This window comes from Desulfosalsimonas sp., assembly GCF_046483245.1.
In the GTDB taxonomy this organism is placed as follows: Bacteria; Desulfobacterota; Desulfobacteria; order Desulfobacterales; family Desulfosalsimonadaceae; genus Desulfosalsimonas.
The window spans coordinates 1-20510 of record NZ_JAWODO010000086.1; the positions used below are offsets into that span (position 1 = coordinate 1).

General features: G+C 53.7%; 16 protein-coding genes. 7 read left to right on the top strand and 9 right to left on the bottom strand.

Annotated features, from left to right (window positions below; translation table 11 throughout):
• The first annotated feature begins 267 nt into the window (after positions 1 to 267).
• A complete protein-coding gene (locus R6U41_RS07760; protein ID WP_410269266.1) occupies positions 268 to 2037 on the top strand; it encodes a class I adenylate-forming enzyme family protein in 1770 nt (589 codons plus the stop codon).
• 118 nt (positions 2038 to 2155) lie between these two features.
• On the opposite strand, the gene R6U41_RS07765 is transcribed toward R6U41_RS07760, so the two are convergent.
• Positions 2156 to 2764, bottom strand: coding sequence for a TetR/AcrR family transcriptional regulator (locus R6U41_RS07765; protein WP_410269267.1), 609 nt, complete (start codon positions 2762 to 2764; stop codon positions 2156 to 2158).
• 133 nt (positions 2765 to 2897) lie between these two features.
• On the bottom strand, positions 2898 to 4250 hold the full coding sequence (locus R6U41_RS07770) for a deoxyribodipyrimidine photo-lyase (protein WP_410269268.1): 1353 nt from the start codon (positions 4248 to 4250) through the stop codon (positions 2898 to 2900).
• 212 nt (positions 4251 to 4462) lie between these two features.
• On the opposite strand from R6U41_RS07770, the gene R6U41_RS07775 reads away from it, so the two are divergent.
• Positions 4463 to 6370: a propionyl-CoA synthetase gene (locus R6U41_RS07775; RefSeq protein WP_410269269.1), complete on the top strand. Its 1908-nt coding sequence runs from the start codon at positions 4463 to 4465 to the stop codon at positions 6368 to 6370.
• Between the two features lie 13 nt (positions 6371 to 6383).
• On the opposite strand, the gene R6U41_RS07780 is transcribed toward R6U41_RS07775, so the two are convergent.
• The 5 genes from R6U41_RS07780 to R6U41_RS07800 form a co-directional block, all read right to left on the bottom strand.
• On the bottom strand, positions 6384 to 6890 hold the full coding sequence (locus tag R6U41_RS07780) for a MaoC family dehydratase (RefSeq protein ID WP_410269270.1): 507 nt from the start codon (positions 6888 to 6890) through the stop codon (positions 6384 to 6386).
• Between the two features lie 251 nt (positions 6891 to 7141).
• Positions 7142 to 8104: a thioredoxin-disulfide reductase gene (gene trxB / locus R6U41_RS07785; RefSeq protein ID WP_410269271.1), complete on the bottom strand. Its 963-nt coding sequence runs from the start codon at positions 8102 to 8104 to the stop codon at positions 7142 to 7144.
• 107 nt (positions 8105 to 8211) lie between these two features.
• Complete coding sequence (locus tag R6U41_RS07790) at positions 8212 to 9138, bottom strand: tetratricopeptide repeat protein (RefSeq protein WP_410269272.1); 927 nt, start codon at positions 9136 to 9138, stop codon at positions 8212 to 8214.
• Between the two features lie 17 nt (positions 9139 to 9155).
• Complete coding sequence (locus tag R6U41_RS07795) at positions 9156 to 10544, bottom strand: adenylate/guanylate cyclase domain-containing protein (protein ID WP_410269273.1); 1389 nt, start codon at positions 10542 to 10544, stop codon at positions 9156 to 9158.
• A gap of 526 nt (positions 10545 to 11070) precedes the next feature.
• Positions 11071 to 11304 carry a DsrE family protein gene (locus tag R6U41_RS07800; protein ID WP_410269274.1) on the bottom strand — a complete coding sequence of 78 codons (234 nt, stop codon included), beginning with the start codon at positions 11302 to 11304 and terminating at the stop codon, positions 11071 to 11073.
• Between the two features lie 309 nt (positions 11305 to 11613).
• Here R6U41_RS07800 and R6U41_RS07805 point away from each other — a divergent pair, with 309 nt between their 5' ends.
• The 5 genes from R6U41_RS07805 to R6U41_RS07825 all read left to right on the top strand — a co-directional run bounded on the left by R6U41_RS07805 (position 11614) and on the right by R6U41_RS07825 (position 17602).
• Positions 11614 to 11748, top strand: coding sequence for a hypothetical protein (locus R6U41_RS07805; protein ID WP_410269275.1), 135 nt, complete (start codon positions 11614 to 11616; stop codon positions 11746 to 11748).
• 15 nt (positions 11749 to 11763) lie between these two features.
• Positions 11764 to 12975 (top strand): FAD-dependent oxidoreductase, encoded by a 1212-nt coding sequence (locus R6U41_RS07810; RefSeq protein WP_410269276.1) that lies wholly within the window; start codon positions 11764 to 11766, stop codon positions 12973 to 12975.
• 204 nt (positions 12976 to 13179) lie between these two features.
• A complete protein-coding gene (locus R6U41_RS07815; protein ID WP_410269277.1) occupies positions 13180 to 14487 on the top strand; it encodes an ABC transporter substrate-binding protein in 1308 nt (435 codons plus the stop codon).
• A 3-nt stretch (positions 14488 to 14490) separates the two neighbouring features.
• Positions 14491 to 16458 (top strand): sensor histidine kinase, encoded by a 1968-nt coding sequence (locus R6U41_RS07820; RefSeq protein ID WP_410269278.1) that lies wholly within the window; start codon positions 14491 to 14493, stop codon positions 16456 to 16458.
• Positions 16448 to 17602 carry a sensor histidine kinase gene (locus R6U41_RS07825; protein ID WP_410269279.1) on the top strand — a complete coding sequence of 385 codons (1155 nt, stop codon included), beginning with the start codon at positions 16448 to 16450 and terminating at the stop codon, positions 17600 to 17602. The genes R6U41_RS07820 and R6U41_RS07825 overlap by 11 nt, the downstream gene beginning before the upstream one ends.
• Positions 17603 to 17669: 67 nt before the next feature.
• On the opposite strand, the gene R6U41_RS07830 is transcribed toward R6U41_RS07825, so the two are convergent.
• Positions 17670 to 18437: a response regulator gene (locus R6U41_RS07830; protein WP_410269280.1), complete on the bottom strand. Its 768-nt coding sequence runs from the start codon at positions 18435 to 18437 to the stop codon at positions 17670 to 17672.
• A gap of 229 nt (positions 18438 to 18666) precedes the next feature.
• Positions 18667 to 20370: an acyl-CoA dehydrogenase family protein gene (locus R6U41_RS07835; protein ID WP_410269281.1), complete on the bottom strand. Its 1704-nt coding sequence runs from the start codon at positions 20368 to 20370 to the stop codon at positions 18667 to 18669.
• Between the last annotated feature and the right edge of the window lie 140 nt (positions 20371 to 20510).

Here is a 20510-nt window from a genome sequence, read left to right on the forward strand (position 1 = left end):
GTTCAGGAAATCCGAAATCCGAAGCTCGAAATCCGAAACAATGACCAAAACCCTAAATGCATCAATGACAGAAACATCCTGTTTTAAGCTGTTGGTTTTTATCATTTGAACATTCGATATTCGTATTTGTTTCGGATTTCGGATTTCGATATTCGGGTTTTGGCTGAACAGGGTTTTCGTTCAGCCACTAATTATATAAACAATGTTTGAATACAAAATCAACGATTGATCCCCTGTGCGACACCCACCTTACAAAGGAGACCCCGGATGACAGGTCAGATGCCCCCCAGGTTTCAACAAGGAAGCGCTTTTTTTGACACGGCTCTTTATAATTGCTACCGGCAGATGAACTATCCGGAAGCGTGGCTTGACGAAGGCTTGGCATACGCGCCAAAAGACGCTTACGTGATCAGTCATCCCACCTGGTTTTTCGAGGCCATGCCGCCGGTTCCGGAAATTTCCATTTACGAACTGTTTTCCCGCACTGCTGCAAATCGCGGAGATGACACAGCGGTGATTTTTCTGGACAAGCCCGCCTCCTACCGGCAGTTACACCGCATGATCGGCCAGTATGCGGCATTGTTAAAAGACCTGGGCATTGAAAAAGGCGATGTAGTGGCCGCCATGCTGCCCAACAGCATCCAGCATATCATCGCTTTTTACGGAGCCGCCATGATCGGGGCCGTACACACGCCCGTCAACGTCATGTACCAAGCTGAGGAAGTCGCCTACCAGATCCGGGATGCCGGCGCAAGGGCCGTTTTGATCCTGGATCTGCTTGCAGACCGGGTGCAGCCCCTGGTTGAAGACAATACTATCAAACAGGTAATCACCACCCACATCCGGGACTGGGCAGCAGATGACGCGGTGGTGTCCAATACACTGAAAATGTTCTGGGACATCCCCAAAAGCCGGGTAGCGGGCGCCCTGGATTTTTTCAGCACCATTGAAAAATACCCGCCCCTGACAGCGCCGGCGGCCGTGGATGCCAGGACCGAAACCGCCCTGCTGCTCTACACCGCCGGAACCACGGGAAAATCCAAAGGGGTCATTGAAACCCATTTCAACCTTGTGTTCAATTCCCTGACCCACACCCATGCGTTCCGGGCCTGGGGCGACCATGAAGTCAACTTTTCCATCATGCCCATGTTTCACACAGCCGGCTATTTTCTTCACCTCCTGCCCACCCTCTACCAGGGCGGCACGGTCATTCCCGTTGTCATGTTTGACCTGGCAGATGCCTTCCGGGTGATTGAAACCAACAAGGTAAACGTGATTTTTGCTCCGCCCACGTTTTTTATTGCCATGATGTCCGACCCGGAGCTGATCGGCTCCCATGATCTCACCAGCCTGGCCGTGACCATCGGCTGCGGCGCACCTGTGCCCGTGGCCGTGCAAAACAGATGGCAGCAGACAACCGGAGTAAAACTGGTCAACGGCTGGGGCATGACGGAAACCAACAGCGGGGGGATCATCTCCATTCCCGGCATCAAGGAAAAAGATGATGCCATCGGCATACCCGTATTCTCCGAGGTCAAAATCGTTGATGAAAAAGCAAACATTGTGGGCCGGAACCAGGAGGGCGAGATCTGCTACCGGGGCCTGCAGCTGGCCCGGGGTTATTTGAACAAGCCAGCGGAAACCATTGCCGCATTTATGCCGGACGGCTGGTTTCACACAGGGGATCGGGGCTATGTGGATGAAGCCGATTTTGTCCACTTCGTGGACCGGATCAAGGACCTGATCGTGGCTTCGGGCTACAATATCGCCCCGGTGGAGGTCGAGGACGTGCTCTACAGGCATCCGGGCGTGGCCGAGGCGGCAGTGGTGGGAATCGCCGACACCTACCGGGGCGAAAGCGTCAAGGCGGTAATCGCGCCCAAACCCGAATACAAGGACCGGATCACGGAGCAGGAAATCATTGACTTGTGCAAAACCCACCTGGCCACTTTCAAGGTCCCCAGGACCGTGGAATTCCGCGACAGTCTGCCCAAAAACGCCGTGGGCAAAATCCTGCGCCGCATGCTGCGGGATTAAGACTCTGCATCAATCCCGGCGCCTCGTTTCCGACCCTGATCATCGGTGATACTGTGGTGATTGGATTTCAAAAGGAGAAAATCAAAGAGGCCCTGACACGGCAAAGCGGCTGACGCGGTTATTTGTTTCTGTCGCTCAGATCGAAGGAGTTTTCACAAATTTTTTTCAATGCGGATTCCATTTTGGCCATATCAAAAGAATCCGGATCCAGGATCTGCATCATGCCCAGTCCCAGGCCCAGGGCCAGCAGAATTACCGGCAGCTGCTCGGTAAGTTCAGGGTCCAGTTCATCGGCCTCCGCGCCCTGCTGCAAATATTGGCTGATAAACGAACGCAGGTTGCGGTAGAATTTCTTGATAATATCGGCACATTCCTGATTGTTCTGGGCCTGGGCGAAATAATTGATCAGCAGCAGGAAAAAATCCGGATTGTCCACGGGTACAAAAGTGATGTTCTCCAGGTGGGCAAACAGCTTGTCCTTTGATGAATCCAGGGGAGCCATGGTCTGCAGGACCTGGTCGTTGGATTTGCGGAAGGTTTCCTTTAAAACCTGGAGCAGGATATCCTGCTTGTTTTTAAAGTAATGGTAGATCACCCCGGTGCTCACCCCGGCTTCTGCGGCCACGTCCTTGATGGAAAGCTGCAGCACCCCTTTTTCCACAATGCATCTGCGTGTGGCCGAAATGACCTGCTCCCGCCTGATCTGCTCCATTCCAACTTTGGGCATGGTGTTTTTTCGCTTTCCCTGGCTGATTAAACGGTTGCTCGTTAAATGAAACACCGATTTTATAGCCCTGTTTGCCGCCCGCCGTCAAGGCAACATTTGGCCCTCTGCCGTCTGCACCCGGGTATGGTATGTGTCAAAGAAGATACTTTTTGACATATTCTGCTATCTGAAACTTGCGCTCCAGGCCGGCTGCGTTCATATACCGGATCTTGCCGAAGATATCCCTTTCCTTCCAGCCCCTGTCATGGCGGCCGAAGCACCAGGCCACCCCGGCAAACCCGTTGGGATCCCGTCCGTCTAACTCATAGCGGTTGTTTAGCCAAAGCATTGTGTCAAAAGCCGATTCCGGAGTTTCTGACCATTCAATGATCTTTTTGCCCCAGTACATACGCATATAATTGTGCATCTTGCCGGTGGCCACCATTTCCGCCTGGGCAGCGTTCCAGTACGGGTCATGGGTTTGTGCGGCTTCAAACTGCTCCGGGGTGTACAAATAAGCACGCGGGTCATATCTGTGGGCACCCAGACTCTTTTGCGCCCAGGCCGGCACTGCTTTTTCATACCTGTCATAGCCGGCATTGTACCACACAAAGTTGACCGCCAGTTCCCGGCGCACCACCAATTGTTCGATAAACGCCGCCCTGGCCGATTCGGCAACGTCTGCATCCCGCACCTGCAAAACAATATCAACGGGCGAAATCTGACCGAAATGCAGATACGGACTCAGATCCGACTGGCAGCCGGCTGCCGGGTCCCTGGCCCGGTCCGGGTAATCGGCCAGTTTTTCCGCAATAAACACAGAAAGCCGGTCCCGGGCCCGGCCCTGGCCGCCTGTAAACAAAACAGATGCATCAGAAAGGCTTTTCTTGTAGCCAAGCTCTGTGCAGAGCTTTTCGGGATCAATATCCAAAGAAGGTTCAAGGGGGCATTGGCCGTGGGCCTTGATTTCCGGTTCATCTGCAGCATCAAGAAATGCATCCAGATTTTTCATGATCCGCGGACGAAGGGTGCGAGCAGCCGTCTCCTGCTTGTCCGATGCCGCGGCCACTGGCACCACCACATCGGTTTCAATAATGGAAAAGGGACATGCCAGCCGGCGCTGCACCTGGTTGCGCCATTGCCGCTGCATTCGCAGATAACCGGAATCCGTGACCACCCAGGAGGCATGTTCAGCCAGTTTGCAAACACCGGAAACCATGTCCGCGGTTTCCATGACAAAGCAGATGCCGTGTTTTTTCAATGTCTGGTGCACTTGGGCCAGGCCCTGAAGCATGAACCGGTAGTGCCGGAATCCGGCCCCGGGCAATTTCGGCGGCAGAACAAACCCAACTACCAGGGGTTTTTTAAGTTCATTTGCCCTTTTTGCCGCAAACTCCAGGGCATGGTTGCAGCGGGTGCGCTGGGCCTGCTCCATCCAGTAGAGCACGTATGCGCCGGATTCGGGCAAAATGCCGGCAAAGTGGGTTATGCGTTTGTCATGAATCATTGATCCTCCGGATTTTTGGTGCAATCCAATCTTATCAGCGCAATCCTGCAAAACACAACAAAACAATGGAGCCGTTTTTTGAAGATGGATTGTTGTAAAAAACGTCGTTTAATCCCTTTAACTTTGTTTTGAATTGCGCTATAGTATTACTTTCTTATTCAGTTATCCGTTGAACCCATGATCTTCCAACCCCAAGCAAAAGGAGTGTACTTATGTCCAATGCCTATGAAGCGGCCTACCAGCGTTCCCTCGAAGATCCGGAAGGCTTTTGGGGCGAAATTGCCGAAGACTGCCACTGGTTTAAAAAATGGGACCGGGTGCTGGATGATTCCAACAAACCCCTCTACAGGTGGTTTACCGGCGGGATGATCAACACCTGCTACAACGCCCTTGATTTCCATGTGGACGACCGGGGCCGGGGCGATCACACCGCCCTGATCTATGACAGTCCGGTGACAAAAACCATACGCAAATACACCTATGCGGAACTTCGCGACATTGTGGCCCGGTTTGCCGGGGTCCTGACCAACAAGGGCGTGACCAAGGGCGACCGGGTGATCATCTACATGCCCATGATTCCCGAAGCCCTGGTGGCCATGCTGGCCTGCGCCCGAATCGGGGCCATTCACTCGGTGGTTTTCGGCGGATTTGCCGCAAAAGAGCTTGCAACCCGCATCGATGACGCCCGGCCAAAGGCCATGGTATCGGCCTCCTGCGGCATCGAGGGCCAGCGTGTCATTTCCTACAAACCCCTTCTGGACGAAGCCATCCGGCTATCGAATCACAAGCCCGAATCCTGTATCCTCTATCAGCGCCCCCAGGAACATGCACCGCTTAGCGAGGACCGGGACTCGGACTGGGAGGAAGGCATGAAAAACGCCTCTCCTGTCGACTGCGTGCCCGTGGAAGCCACAGATCCCCTCTATATCCTCTACACCTCGGGCACCACCGGCCAGCCAAAGGGCGTGGTCCGCGACAACGGCGGACACGTGGTGGCCCTGAAATGGACCATGAAGGCCATTTACGACATTGACGAAGATGATGTCTGGTGGGCGGCCTCTGACGTGGGCTGGGTCGTGGGCCATTCCTATATTGTCTACGCCCCGCTGTTTAAGGGCTGCACCACGGTGCTTTTTGAGGGAAAACCCGTGGGAACTCCGGATGCCGGCGTCTTCTGGCGGGTGATTTCGGATCACAAGGTAAAATGCATGTTTACCGCCCCAACGGCCTACCGGGCCATCCGGCGCGAAGATCCCCAGGCGGACCTGCTGCACCAATACGACCTGTCATATTTCAAGATCCTGTTTCTGGCCGGAGAGCGCTCTGACCCGGCCACCATTCAGTGGTCGGAAAAACATTTAAACGTTCCGGTCATTGACCACTGGTGGCAGACCGAAACCGGCTGGGCCATTGCCGCCAACTGCATGGGGCTGCACCCCTTTCCGGTCAAGTACGGTTCGCCCACCAAGGCGGTGCCCGGCTGGGACGTGCGGGTGCTAAACTCGGCCAACGAGGAAATGCCGCCGGGCGAAATCGGCGCGCTTTCGGTCAAACTGCCCCTTCCCCCGGGAGCCCTGCCCACTTTATGGGAAAACGACCAGCGCTACATTGACGCCTATCTCAAGGAGTATCCGGGCTATTACAAGACCGCGGACGCAGGCATGATCGATGAGGAAGGCTACATTTACGTCATGTCGAGAACCGATGACATCATCAACGTGGCCGGACACCGTCTGTCCACCGGCGCCATGGAAGAAGTGCTGGCCTCTCACCCGGACGTGGCCGAAGCTGCAGTGCTCGGTGTCCATGATGAACTCAAGGGCCAGGTGCCCGTGGGCTTTCTGGTGCTCAACGCCGGGGTATCAAAGGAAAAGGAGGAGATCCTGAAGGAAGTGGTGGCCATGGTGCGCGACCAGATCGGTCCTGTGGCGGCGTTTAAAAAAGCCGCTGTTGTCAAGCGGCTGCCCAAAACCCGCTCAGGCAAAATCCTGCGGGGCACCATCCGGAAGATCGCAGACCAGCAGGAAGTCCAAACCCCGGCCACCATTGATGATCCGGCCATCCTGGACGAAATCCGGGAAGTGCTGGCCGAAATCGGCCTGGGAAAAACCGGAAGCTGATATAGTTGTGCCGCTACATGACGCTGGTTTGCCGATGGCCCAACAAACCGGGCCATCGGCAAACGCGTTGTTTGAAACAAAACACCCGGGACCTTTGGCCGTGCTCAGGCAAAATACAGCCGGAACAGATTTTCTGCAATACAGGCGGGCTTTTCACTACCCGGTTCAAGCCATAATTCACCATCATTTTGGCAGGCGGCAGTTCAACGGTATCGCCCATGATCCGGGGCAGCAGGGAAAGGGTCAGAAAGCCGTGGGCAATGGTGGTGCCAAAGGGCGACTCTTTTGCCGCGCGCTTCTCATCGAGATGAATCCACTGGTAATCGCCTGTTGCTTCTGCAAACAGGTTGATCTGCTCCTGGGTGACCGGATACCAGTCACCCACTGCAATTTCCTCACCGATTTTCTCCCTGAGTTGTTCAACTTTGTAATTATTGAAATACAAAAGCCCCAGATAGACACCCCCGGCGGCAAGCAGCAAAACGGCTGCCCCGGCAACAAGACCCCTGATCCATTTCACGGTGACTTGCTCCTTGGTTGATGGTTTCGTAAAAAGCTTTTTACCGCGTCCGCAGTTTTTGTAGGAAGGAAGTTTTTAGATGGCGCCGTAAAAGTTCAAGATCAAGGCTTGCGTGATTCCGAATAATGCAACGTACTTAGCCGTACGTGAAATTCTGAGGAATCGCGCGTAACGCAGATATTGGACTTTTACGGCGCCATCTTGGTTGCAGGATAAAAAACAGGCAGGTCAACAAACCAGCATCCTGACGCCTAGATTTCGCAGGCCTCTTCTTTGGCCTTGGCCTTGCGGTTTTCAACATAATGGGCTGCAGCCAGCGCGGCCATGCACCCGTCAGCACAGGACAGCACGATCTGGCGGGCGTATTTCTCCCGCAGATCCCCGATGGCATAAATGCCGGCAATGCTGGTGGCGCACTGCTCGTCTGTGACCACGAACCCCTCGGAATTGAGCTTCACACCTGCGGGCACCAGCTCATTGTTGGGCACAAACCCGATAAAAATGAAAACACCGTCAATGGGCAGATCCCGTTCATCACCGGTCTGGGTGTCTTTTAAGCGCAGATTGTTCACCCCGGATTCATCTGCCTGGATCTCGGATACCACCGAGTTCCAGAGCACTTCCATGTTACACTCGTCTTGCACGCGCTTTTGCAGAATCATACTGGCGCGCAGGGCATCCCTGCGATGGATGATGTAAACCTGTTTTGCCAGCTTGGCCAGATAAAGCCCCTCCTCGCACGCGGAATCCCCGCCGCCGACCACGGCCACATTCTTGTCCCTGAAAAAAAAACCGTCGCAAACGGCACAATAAGAAACCCCTTTGCCGTAAAGCGTATTTTCCCCGGGCACCCCGAGCTGGCGCGGGCTGCCGCCCGTGGCCAGAACAACCGCATGGGTCCTGATCTGCCGGCCCCCGGCCAAGCGTACGGTATGAAAATCAAGACCCGGCTCCACTGCGGTGACCTCGTCTGAGACCTGCTCCAGGCCGTAGGATGCGGCATGCTCAGCAAACTGCATGGCCAGTTCGGCCCCGCTGATGCGGGTAAAACCCGGATAGTTTTCCACTTCGTCTGAAAGGTTGATCTGCCCGCCAGGAGCGCCCTTTTCAACCAGCACCGTCTTTAACGCCCCGCGCATGGCATAAATGGCTGCGGACAGCCCTCCGGGACCACCGCCGATGATCACCAGATCATATATTTCATTGTCTGACATCGCAAACTCCTCCTTGTAAAAACCTTTATAAATCACGAAAAATCCGTTTAAATACAGGCCAATGATAGCCCCGGAACCTTGAAATGTCAAACCGGGGCAGCAAATTATCAATTTCTCCAGCGGTCGAGATTGTCAAGAAAGGTTCTGGCCCGGCGGATGTTTTGTTGCAGTTTGGGGTCATCGGGCTTGAGTTCCAGGCCCTGCTCCCAGGCTTTCAAAGCCTTTTGCAGGTCGCCGCGGGTATACAGAAAGCGGCCGCGTTCCAGCAGGGTTTCGACTTCCCTGTCAATCCGGTTCTCCAGCCGCCGGCGCCGATCCTTGACCTGCCCGGGCTTAAGAGCCTGCATTTTTGCAAGGATTTTTCGGGCTGCAGGCAGGTTGCCGTTTTCCATGGCCTGGTTGAAATCCCGGGCCATGATTGACCACTTTTCCTCGTTTCGGGCTTCTTCCTGCCGGCTGGTTTCAATCCGCAGGTCCTGACGGTGAAGATGAATTTCCGCAAGCAGATTCCGGGCGGCGGTGCTTGGCACCAGACGGTTTGAAAGGCCCAGAACCCGGCCGGCTATCTCAAATTGGTGGTCCCTGATCGCCTGCTGCCCCTTTTTAAAAAGCCGGGTCGCGGTCTGCTCAACAGCTTCTTCGAATTCCCGGTACCTGCGGCGGGATCCATAGCTGTCATGCCGGGCATAAAAGAGATTTTCCCGGTTGTCGCGGATGGCAAGCAGATAACGACCCCGCTTCAGCAGCAATCCAAGTTCATTGTCAAAAATGATCTGCCGGCGCAAGGACTCGTATTGCTTAAACTTCTCTTTCAGAACCGGCTCATCCGGAAACCGGTCACGGGCCCTTTGAATCTCGCTGATCGCCTTTGCCAGCCGTTTGTCTTCTGCATATGCCTGCGCCCGGGCAAGGCTCTGCTCGATGCATTCCTGCCGATCGCCGGTGCAGGCCGGCTGTTTTACAAAACCCGCGCACCCGTGTAAGGCAACCGAGACCATCAGAAAAAGAATAAAAACAACAAACCCGCGCATCATTTTTGCAATCCGCCCTTTCAATCGCCCGCCGGAGAAGCGGCGCCGGCATCGGACCAGTGCATCCAGCCCTTGACAATCATCACCTCAACACCATTGCTAAAACCCTTGACCTGGATGCGACGAGTTGTATGCGCCTGGACAGGGAACCGGGCGGCAACGTGCTGATAAAAATCCCTGTCAATCAGTATCTGATCGGCATCCGCCAGATCGCACAACCGCGCGGCCAGGTTGGCGGGCTGTCCAACCACTGTGTACTGGAGCCGATCACGGGAGCCGAACAATCCGGCCAGTACAATGCCGCTGCTGATGCCCACCCGCACATCCAGACAAGGAAGGTTTTCCCGTCTGCGTTCTTCGTTAAACGCTGCAATGCGCTGCTGGATCTGCAATGCACAGGTCATGGCGTTGTAACGATGATCTTTATCGGGCTGGGGGCAGCCAAATACCATCATGGCGCAGTCGCCGATATATTTGTCCACGTTACCGTTGCAGCTATGGCAAATTTCTGCAAACCTGGCGAAATAAAGGTTTAATATCCTGGCGATTTCCTCGGGGCTGCGGGATTCGCTGAAAGCCGTGTAGCCGGAAAGATCGGCAAACAGGACGCTGGCCTCCTCCCGGCAGCCTTCCCGGCCAAGATCAGAGGGTTCCTTGTCCATGTACCGGGCCGCCACCGGATTGCTGACAAAGCGGGAAAAGGTGCGCTCCACCCGGAGCTTCTGCTCCAGGTCGGCGGCCATGCTGTTGAACGCATTGGCCAGGGCGGCAAATTCGCCCTTATAATGGTTCTGCATGCGAAAGCCGTAGTCACCTGATGAAATGGCTTCAGCCCCCTGAATCATTTCATTTACAGGCTTCCCCAGACTCCGGCCGAGCCGGATGGCCGCTAATGTGATGGTGAGTACCAGCAGGGCAACCACGATACCCCCGGAATAGACCACGCGATTTTTGCCGGCCGCCAGTTCCGAGCGATCCAGACCCACCCATGCGGTTGCCCCCTCCACATTCTGAAACACAACAGGTGCATGAAACCAGACAATATCGCCCTGTCCCATGACCGATCCGCTGGTTCGGAAGGCTTCTGCGCCGTCAATTTGATGCATGGGCAGATCTCTGCCGGCATGGGCAAGAATTTCATGATCCCGGCTAACCAGGGCGGCAGCAGCCACCGATAGATTTTCATTCAAGGAATTGACCAGACTGGAAAGCCCGAGTTCATCCTCGGTAAAAACGCCCTCAACAGAGCCGGCGCTGAGCTGGGATGCCAGCATGGTTCCGGTTTGCGCAAACTGATTTTCCATCAGCCCAAATTGCCTGTGAACCAGGCTGTAGCCCAGAATACACGAGGCAATCAGCACCAGGGCTGTCATGACCAGGGCCAGCTTATGTCCGAAATGCCATTTCATTGATATTAATATCCATTTGCAGTCCAATCCCTTTATACCTGAATCCGGACATGTGTCAACTATATAAAAACAAACATAATTTCAATTGGTTAATAAAAATCGAAATGACAGACAAGCAAATGGATCCAATATTGCCGGATGATTGTTTGTGCTTGCATCCCGACAAGACTGTGATATATTTTAAGCATATGCTCGGAAAATAACAGGGTTACAGCCGTGAGCAACGTATTGAAATTCTAAAATATGGGCTGGCTGGCAGCAGAAAAGATCCGATCTAAGCGAACAAAGATTGAAGGTGCGCATCAAAATGGGGATGTGCGGCCGGAGGAGGAGCGTGTTTTTATTTCCCGGCACCCCGCCGGAGAGCATCTCAGGGGGGAAGCCGGGAATTTTTCCGGTTTTGTGTTTTTTAAAAATTAAACACCCTTGCTTCTGCTGCGATATCAATGATGGCAGGCGCACCCTCAAGATACATGTTGGAAAAAAACTTGCTCTCGTCCACCTGACGAGATTTGGCGCAGGGGATTCAGACCCCTGCCGGGACTTCCTGTTCCACCAGATACGGCAAATAATCATTGGGACAATCGCCGGTCTGGGTCCGGATGGTCAGGTCCCGGCCGGAATCAGCCCAGTTCACGCCGCCGTCGACCAGAAACAGGTCCACCTGGTGGTTTTTATCATGGGCTACCTTGGCAAACTGAAAACACCGGGTAGCGGCTTCATTGTCGTCTCTGCCGAGAATGAAAATAAAGCGGGCCATTGGGTTATCCTCCTTGGTTAAATGATGAAACGCAAACACAAACCAGAACTGTCAATTTTGGAATATGAGATATAACACAAAACTTTTTATATGATGTAACACGTCCGAAATAATTTTGCAAAATATGAAATCCGCACGGATTTCCCCTGACAAATGCGCTTTGCATCAAACAGGCAAAGCATCGACCCCTATGGATTTGGCCCTTATTTTGCATGGGTGTAACCCTGGCTGGCTTGTTTAATTGATTGCTGAAAAAAGTATCCTAAACTGAGCGTTTCAAATTTTTAAAGCTAAAAAAGGAGGCCGATCATGAAAAAAGGCGAACACTTGGTAATCATTGGCTGCGGTGGCGTCGGCGCGCCGACGGCCATGCTGTCGAGAAAACTCATGCCCGACATCGACATCACGGTGATCCGGGCGGAAAAACGCTTTATTGTCAGGTGAGCGCTTCCCCATGTGGTGGCCGGTCTGGCCCCCGGAGAAGCGATTGTCAATCCCGACAAGATGTTTTCCGACAACAACATTGAAATGCGGATCAACCGGGTCAACAGCATTGATTCAAAGAAAAAGCAGATCACCCTGGATGACGGCAAAACCATTTCCTATGACAAGCTGGTGCTGGGCATGGGGGCAAGTCCGTTTATGCCGCCCATCGACGGGGTGGATAACAACGGGGTGTTTAGCCTGCGGGCCCTTGGCGATGCGGAAAAAATCCGAAACTACATGGAAACCCGCAATCCGTCCAAACTGGTATTTGTGGGTGCCGGATTTATCAGCCTCGAAGTGGCAGCCCTGGTCAAGGAGATGGAAGGAAGAAACTATGAGGTGGACGTAATTGAACTCATGGACCATCCCCTGCCCCTGATGCTGGATCCCGAAATGGGCAAAACCATCCATACCCACTTGGTGGACAACGGATTTCGAATGCATATGGGCCGCAGGGTGGAAAAAATTCTCGGGAAAAACGGGCAGGTCACCGGTGTGCAGCTCGACGACGGCCAAAGCGTGGACGCGGATATGGTCTTTATGAATGTCGGCGCCCGCCCCAACCTTGAACTGGCGGAAAATGCGGGCATTGAAATGGGCCGGTTCGGAATCCGGGTCAATGAATTTTTGGAAACATCGGACCCGGATATCATGGCAGGCGGTGACTGCATTGACAACTATCATTTCATAACCAAGCGATCCGCTGGAACCCAGCTCCGGGGACCGGCGGTCATCCAGGGCCGGCTCATTGCCAAGCGGCTGGCCGGCTATGAGATCCCGTTTCCCGGACTGCTGGGCAACAGTGCGGTCAAGATTTTTGACAAGCATGTGGCTGCAACCGGGTTTAGCGAAACCCAGGCCCGTGAAGAAGGCTTTGAGCCTGTGAGCGCCACTGTCGAATCCCGCAGCAAGCACGCCATGATCCCGGGTGTTAAACCATGGACACTGAAGCTGGTGTTTGACAAAAAGACCCATAAGCTGCTCGGCGGGCAGATCATCAGCAGCAGCGGGGAGCCGATAAAGGAAATCGATACCATCAATGCCCTGATTATCGGAGAAAAAACCATTGCAGATCTGACCACACTCATGTGCGCCGGAAATCCGGATTGCTCCTCGGAGCCCAGCGCAGAACCCATCACCCTTGCAGCAGAGCAGGCCCTGCAGAAAGCGGGTAAACCTGCATAAGCACACAAAAAACGTTATAGTAACGTTATCTTACGTTTAAAGGCAATTACCCCGGTGCATGTCATCATGGCGCACCGGGGTTTTGCATTTGAATAATTTCAATTGGACAATAAAGCCGGAACCATGTATGAACCTTAAGATAAAAATTGAACGCAAATTGCATATCATATCCGCATACCCCAACAAGGAGCCTTTGAAATCTTCATGCATACCAAAAACGCAGGCATTCTCCTTGTCCTTGTCTGCCTTGCCTTTGCTTTTCTGATTGTCTTTTTTCGGCTGAGTGCGCCTCAAAACCAAGATGCCCCACTAACCGGTCCCCGGCTTGCCTTGGCCCACGACAAAGGCAATATGCCATGGTTTCACCAAAGCTTTTCCCGCCAGGGCAAAAAGGCGGAATCAGAAATCGGCACTGGCTTTATCCCGGTGGCATCGCCGAGCACTGACCTTTATATGAGTCAGATGAAAGCCCGGCTGCCCACCGCCCGGGCCCCGGCGCTATTTACCTGGTGGTCGGCATGGCGGGTAAAAGAACTTGTGGAAAAGGGCCTGGTCAGTGACCTGACCCATATATGGGATCGGTATGCGGATGAATATCCCCGGGGAATCCGGGATGCCTATACCATTGACGGGAAAGTTTACGGATTCCCCTACAGCGTTGAATACTGGCCCATATGGTACAACAAGCCGCTGTTTGAAAAACTGGACATCAAGGAGCCGAACACATGGGGGGAGTTCATGGAGGCCTGCCGGAAATTAAAGGCAGCTTCCGTGCCGCCGGTTGCCACGTCACTGCAGATGAAGTGGTATGCCTGCATCTGGTTTGCAGCCCTGGTCATGGGTGAAGACCCCCTGCTCTACGAACAGTTGTGCAATGGCGAGGTCAGATACACGGATGCGCGGATAAAAAAGGCCATGACGATCTGGGCGGACATGATCGGGAAAGGCTATTTTACCGACCCGTCCCTGAACCTGTTTACCAACGGCGGCCATCTGTGGAATAATGAGGATTTTGGCATGGTGCTGTGCGGTTCCTGGTATTATTCTACAATACTTCGCCGGCAGGGAGTAAAAAAGGCGGATATCGGCGTCTTTATCCTGCCGCCGCACAATACTGCGGCTCAAAAAAGCATCATGATGGAATCAGGCCCGGTACTGACGGCCGCAAACTCGCCTCACCGCAACCAGGCCGAAGCCATTGCCGACTGGTGGATGAGCGAGGCCGGAAGCCGCCATTTTGCAAACACCTTCCGGTCCTATTCCGCCAACCGGAAAATCGGGGCCGGCCATCTGCAACCGGTCCGCCAAAAACTGCTGTCTGCCATTGAAAAACAGGACTGCCGGATTGTCAACCGCTACTGGGAGGCCACGCCGGCGCCCATTGTGGATGCCGCTCTGGAAAACTTTACCCGGCTTATCCTGAATCCGGCTGAAAAAGACGCGGCGCTGGCCGAAATCGACAACACAGCTGAAGCCTGCTGGGCCCAGATACGCCGAATCGATGAGAAATAACCGATGAAACTCAAAACCCGCCTGCTCATTGTCATTTTCGTGGTCATCTCCGGTCTCATCGGGGTTTCCGCGCTGTCAGGCTGGCTTTTGTACAAGGTCCATGAATTAAAAGCCGCTGAGACCCTTTGCGGCAGAACCATGGACGGAGTGGCCAGACTCAAACGCCTGACCGATCAACTGCTGATCACCGAAACCCTGTACAATGCCCATTTCCGGTGGCAAACAGCTTACAAATCCCTTGAAAGGCAGATACAGGCGCTGAATTTGTCACCTGAAGTACAAAACCTTCTGAAAACTGAATCCCAGAAGGGCATGATCGTTTCCATGAACGCATTCTGGAAAACCACAACCCGGCGCCTGGACCGGGTGGATCACAACATGGCCGGTCTTTTCCAAAACCCGTCTCCATCCAGGGATGGACTGATCTACCAGTATTTTGACACCAGGGATTACAAGATCCTGCGGATCAAAAAACAGGTGGATGAAGCCTCCCTGTATCTGGGTTCGGAGTTTGAATCCCGGCTTTCCGAACTGATTGAAATGGTGAACAGGGAAATTGACAGGCAGTTAACACTCACGGCCAGAAACATCATCTTGCTCACCCTGCTGATTTCCGTGGCCGTGTGCCTGATTTTAACCGTATTTCTATCCAGGCTCCATTTTCACCTTCAGACCTGGCACAAAGCAATGCAGACCCTTGGCAGCGGGGGCTTTCCCGAAAAACTGCCCCTCACCGGCGATCACGAGCTCAACCGAATTGCCGGGGCAATCAATCAAAGCTCAGAGAATCTGGCAGCCATCCATGAGGAACTGCAAAAACGCATTTCTGAACTCCACCGGGCCAAGGAGGAGGCGGAATCGGCAAACCGGGCCAAGGGCCTGTTTCTGGCGAAAATGACCCACGAACTAAAAACCCCACTGAACGCAATCATGGGATTTTCCAGGCTGGCGGCCCAAAACGTTCAGACAGATATGGTGCAGCAGAAACAGATAGCCAGCATAACCCGCAATGCCGGGCACCTGCTGGCACTGATCAATGAAGTGCTGGCCATGGCCAAAATCGAAGCCGGCAAAGAACAGCTCAATGAACAAACCTTTGATCTGCACGAACTCATGGCTGAAATCGAGCAAATGTTTCTGCCCCGTGCCAGGGCAAAGGGCCTTGCAATGATTTTCCAGGGCACGTCCCGGGCTCCCCGGCAAATCCGGGCAGACCGGGTCAAACTTTCCCAGATCCTCATCAACCTGATCCAGAATGCCATCAACTTTACCAGCGCCGGCAGTATCCACGTTCAAGTGCTTTGCCCCGGGCCTGAGACAGAAGATCCAGCCGGGCCCCGGATGGTTGCTTTTTCGGTTACAGACACGGGATGCGGCATCGACCCCGCGGCCCGTGAGTCCATATTCAAGCCCTTTTTCCAGGCTGAAACCCGCCACCGCACAAGCCAGGGCACCGGTCTTGGCCTGGCCATCACCCGGAACTATATTTCCATGATGAACGGAACCCTCAACGTGAACAGCACACCGGGTAAAGGCACCTGTTTCCGGTTTGACATCCCCCTGACCGAGATGGCCCAAACCGACCGGCCGGATGCAGAAACCGGCAGAAGAAGCCAGCCTCCCGGGCGTTACACCCAGGGGGATTTGCTTGTTGACCCGGACTGCCAGCCAGAGGGAAGACAAAAACCTGAAAAACCGGATTCACTGGCCCGGAAATTGGACGAAGATGAGATTGCGTCCCGGCTGGTATGCGTGCCGGCCCATATTATCGAGGAAATGGAAAAAGCGGCGCTCTGTGCTGAAATCGACCGGCTGATGACACTCATCAACGCGGTCAGGGACCATGACGCCAAACTCGCCGTTGTTTTTTCCCAACTGGCAGACACGTTTGACTATGAGAGCCTGCTGCATCTGCTGCGGTGCAGCTCTCATCCAACCTCTTATTGCCTTGCAAATTCCCATGAATTTTGAAAAACCCGACATCGTGGTAGTGGACGACAACCTGGACAACTTGCGCATTCTTTCCGACATGCTGCGCAATCACGGCTATACCCCCAGACCCGCAGCCAGCGGAACCCTGGCCCTTGACGCTGTGAAGGCCAGTCCGCCGGTATTGATCCTGCTGGACATCATGATGCCGAAGACAGACGGTTTTGAGGTATGCCGCCGGCTTAAATCCGGAAATGACACCCGGGATATTCCCGTGATTTTCATCACCGCCCTGGATCAGCTGGAAAACAAAGTCAGGGCCTTTGCCGCCGGGGCAGTGGATTATATCACCAAACCATTTCAGGAAGCCGAGGTTATGGCCCGTATTAACACCCACGTGGGGCTTGTGCGGGCAAAGGAACATCTGCGGGAAACCGAAGCCCGCATGCAAAAACTCCAGAAATATGAAAGCCTGGTACGCATGGCCGGGGCCGTGGCCCACAGGTTCAACAATGATCTGCAGGCAGTGCTCGGCAACCTGGAAATGGCCGTCACCGACTGCGCATCTGAAGGCAGTGCCCCCCAAACCCTGATTGCGGCCATGCGGTCGGCTGAAAAAGCCGCCGGGATAGCCCGACTCATGGTTACCTATACCGGAAAAATCCGGGGCGATAAGGAGCGAATGGATCTGGGCGACTGGTGTCAGGACAATCTGGCAGAACTAAATGCCCTTATGGGCAGCCACCAGGCGCTGGACTGCCGATGGAGCCATCCAGCTGCTGTAATTTCCGCAGATGCCGGCCAGCTCCGTCAAATGGTGACCGCCCTTTTACAAAACGCCCGCGAGGCAACCGGCAAAACCACGGCAACAATAGAACTTTCCATTGATACGGTATCACCTGATGCCATTTTGCAGCAAAATCGTTTCCCGGTGGACTGGGTGCCTGAAAACCAAAAATATGCCTGCATCCGGGTAAAGGATGCAGGCTGCGGCATTGCCGAAACCGACATGGAAAAAATTTTTGATCCGTTTTTTACCACCCATTTCACCGGCCGGGGCCTGGGCCTTTCCCTGGTCCTGGGCATTGCCATGGCCCATGGCGGCAGTGTTACCGTTGAAAGCCGCCCGGGTGCGGGCAGCACTTTTCAGGTGTACCTGCCCGCCGCCTGGGATCCAAAAGCTTAGAAATCCTTGAATTGATCATCATCCAGCGGAATGATTTGGTCGGTTTTGACATTGTGAATCTGGCTTTTTACTTTTTTGCTCCCCTGGCAGACCGGGTCAGTTCGAAAAAAGTTTCCATGAGTTCCAGGTTGAGCATGAACCGGACCTGAAATTCCTCTATGCGGATGGGTTTTTCAATACAGTCGCTGGCCCCGTGGCGAAGCAGCATGAGCCGCTGATATTCGATCTGGGGCTCGCAAAGGGCCAGAACCGACAGGCACTCTTTTTTAAAATCATTGCGAATGGAACGGATCAGGGCAAAATTTTGATCCGCGCACATCTGCCCGTCAATAATGAGCATCCGGATATCCGGATGCTGCTGCAGGTCCCGGCGCACCTCTTTTTCATTGCGGGCTTCGGTCACAAAGTGGCCCTTATGGGACAAAAGCCTGCGCATCAGGGTCCGGTTGACCTTTTCCGGGTCTGCAAGAAGGATTTTAAAATTTCGGGCAAACAACACCCGCTTGATCAATTGCAGGATATAATCCAGGTGATATCCGCCGGCACCCGGCACATAATCAAGCACATTGGGAAAAGCGGCGATTTGTTTTGCCGAAACCGGAACCCCGTTTGTGACTACAATTGTTGGAATGCCGGCCAGGGGGGCATAGTCTTCCGGGCTAGCCCAATGGTTGAGGATCACTGCAACCGGCGGTCGGCTGCCGTCTGAGACTTTTTTTTGCGCCGATTCAACGCCTTGTGCAATCCGGGCTGAGACCTTTAGATGGGCATGGAGATGGCCGGCCACGGATTCGGCCAGCAGCGGGTCCGATTCGATGATCAGAATATTGGGCACGGTTTTTTGTCCTTGTTTTTTCGCGCGGATGGATCCAATGCACGGCCGCAGCAAAGGGGCGATTGCCCCCCTGCAACTTACTTATCGGGCGGCAAGGCAAAATATTAAGTCAGAAAGGAAGGATGGTAAAAAAAGCGGGATATAAAGAAATCGCCGGACGGGGTATTACAAAATGCCGGAAAGGAAAAAGCCCCGGCCGCAGCGACTGCGGCCGGGGTGCGGGGGGAAACTAGGGGTTCATTTCATAGGTGTCTTTTAATGCATAAACATGATTTTCCCAGAATCGCAGAAAACGCTCATGGTCATCCACGGGCTTTCGGATCATTTTCGTGCACCACTGCATCTGGTTTTCCGTGGTATCGGCCTTGGAGTAAAGCTGCAGGGCATATCTGGAAAAATCGCGCACCATAAAGTCAAAAATCTGTTCCAGCAGATCATCTTCAAATTTTTCAATCTGATATTTTTCAATAATGAGCTGGCCATAGGCCACCAGGGTGAAGATCTCGCCCACGGCCAAAAGGAAATCAATGTTTTTGGCCTGCTGTGCATCCGGGGGTGCGTTGACCAGAAACTGCTGAAACACGCCGATCTGCTCCTTGAAGATGTTGAGATTGGGCATGTCCACGCTGTTGTAGGCCAGGTTGAAATCGTGGAACTGGATCTTGCCCAGCCCCCGGGTGGGGCCCTGGTGGAAAAGAAAGGTGTCGTCTGCCGGATCGTCTCTTTTGAAAATTTCCGGAAACTGGCCGGGATTGAAAAAATAATTGGCCATGAACTTGATGACCAGGGCCATGTTCACATGCACGGTGCCCTCCAGCTTGGGCAGGGACCGGATGTCTTTGGCCGCCATTTCAAAATAGACGTCCTTTTCAAACCCGCGGGCGGCAATCACGTCCCACAACTCGTTGATAACCTCTTCACCCTGGGTGGGCACCTTCATCTTGGTAATGGGGTTGTAGAGCAGATACCTGCGGTCTTCTGCGGATGCCGAGCGCATGTAGTCCGTGGCCCGCTGGGAAAACAGCTTCATGGCCGCCAGGCGCGAGTAGGCATCCACAAAGAGCTGCTTGATGTGGGGAAAATCCGTGACATATTTGCCGTAGAGGTTCCGGCTGGCCGCGTGGTTGATGGCCTCGTAAAAACAATGGGTGGCAATGCCGATGGCGCCCCAGCCGAGGTTGAACTTGCCCACGTTGACCGTATTCAATGCCGAATCCCACGCCTCCCGGCCGTAGGACAGGATTTCATCGTCTGTGACCGGATATCCGTTTAGTTGATATTCGGCCACATAGCCCTCCCAGTTGACCACGTTCTGAACCAGGTCGTAATTTTCATGCCTTGGATCGGCCACGAAAAAGACGTATTCATCCGTGTCTGAATCCTTGCCAAACGTGGAGACCAAGGCGGCCTCATTGGCGTTTCCAATGTAGTACTTGCCCCCGTCTGCAACGTATTTGCCGTCTCCCAGGGGGGTTAAGCTCATGTCTGAAGAATAGAGATCCGCGCCGTGTTCTTTTTCCGAAAGGCCAAAGGCAAAAATGCCGCCATCTTTTAGCAATTGGGCGGTTTTTTTCTTGATCGCATCATTGTTGCCCATGAAAATCGGCCCCAGCCCCAGGATGGTGACCTGCCAGGCATACCAGTGCGACAAGTTGTAAAAGGCCAGGATCTCGTTGAAATCGCAGTTTCGGAAGGTATCCCAGCGCTTGTCCGCATCCCCGTCCACCACGTGCTCCTGCGGGGTCAGCAAAGTGGCAAAGATCTCGTTTTCCGCCAGAAACTTTAAAAAATCCGCATACCAGCGCCGCTCATGGGCGTCTTCCTTGAGTTGGGCCTTTCCCCTGGACTCGAAATACACGATGGTCTTTTGCATCAACTCCCTGGACCGGGGGTCCAAATGGTCAAATTTTTCTGTTTTCGGGTTTAGCAGCATGTTATCTCCTTATATCTGAATTAAAAATATGGGTGGCAAAATCATGGTCCTGCATGCATAAAAGCACAACAGAACAAAAAGATCAGATACGAACCAGGGTCGGGATTGTCAAGAACAGAATTTTGAAATCTTTTTCATCG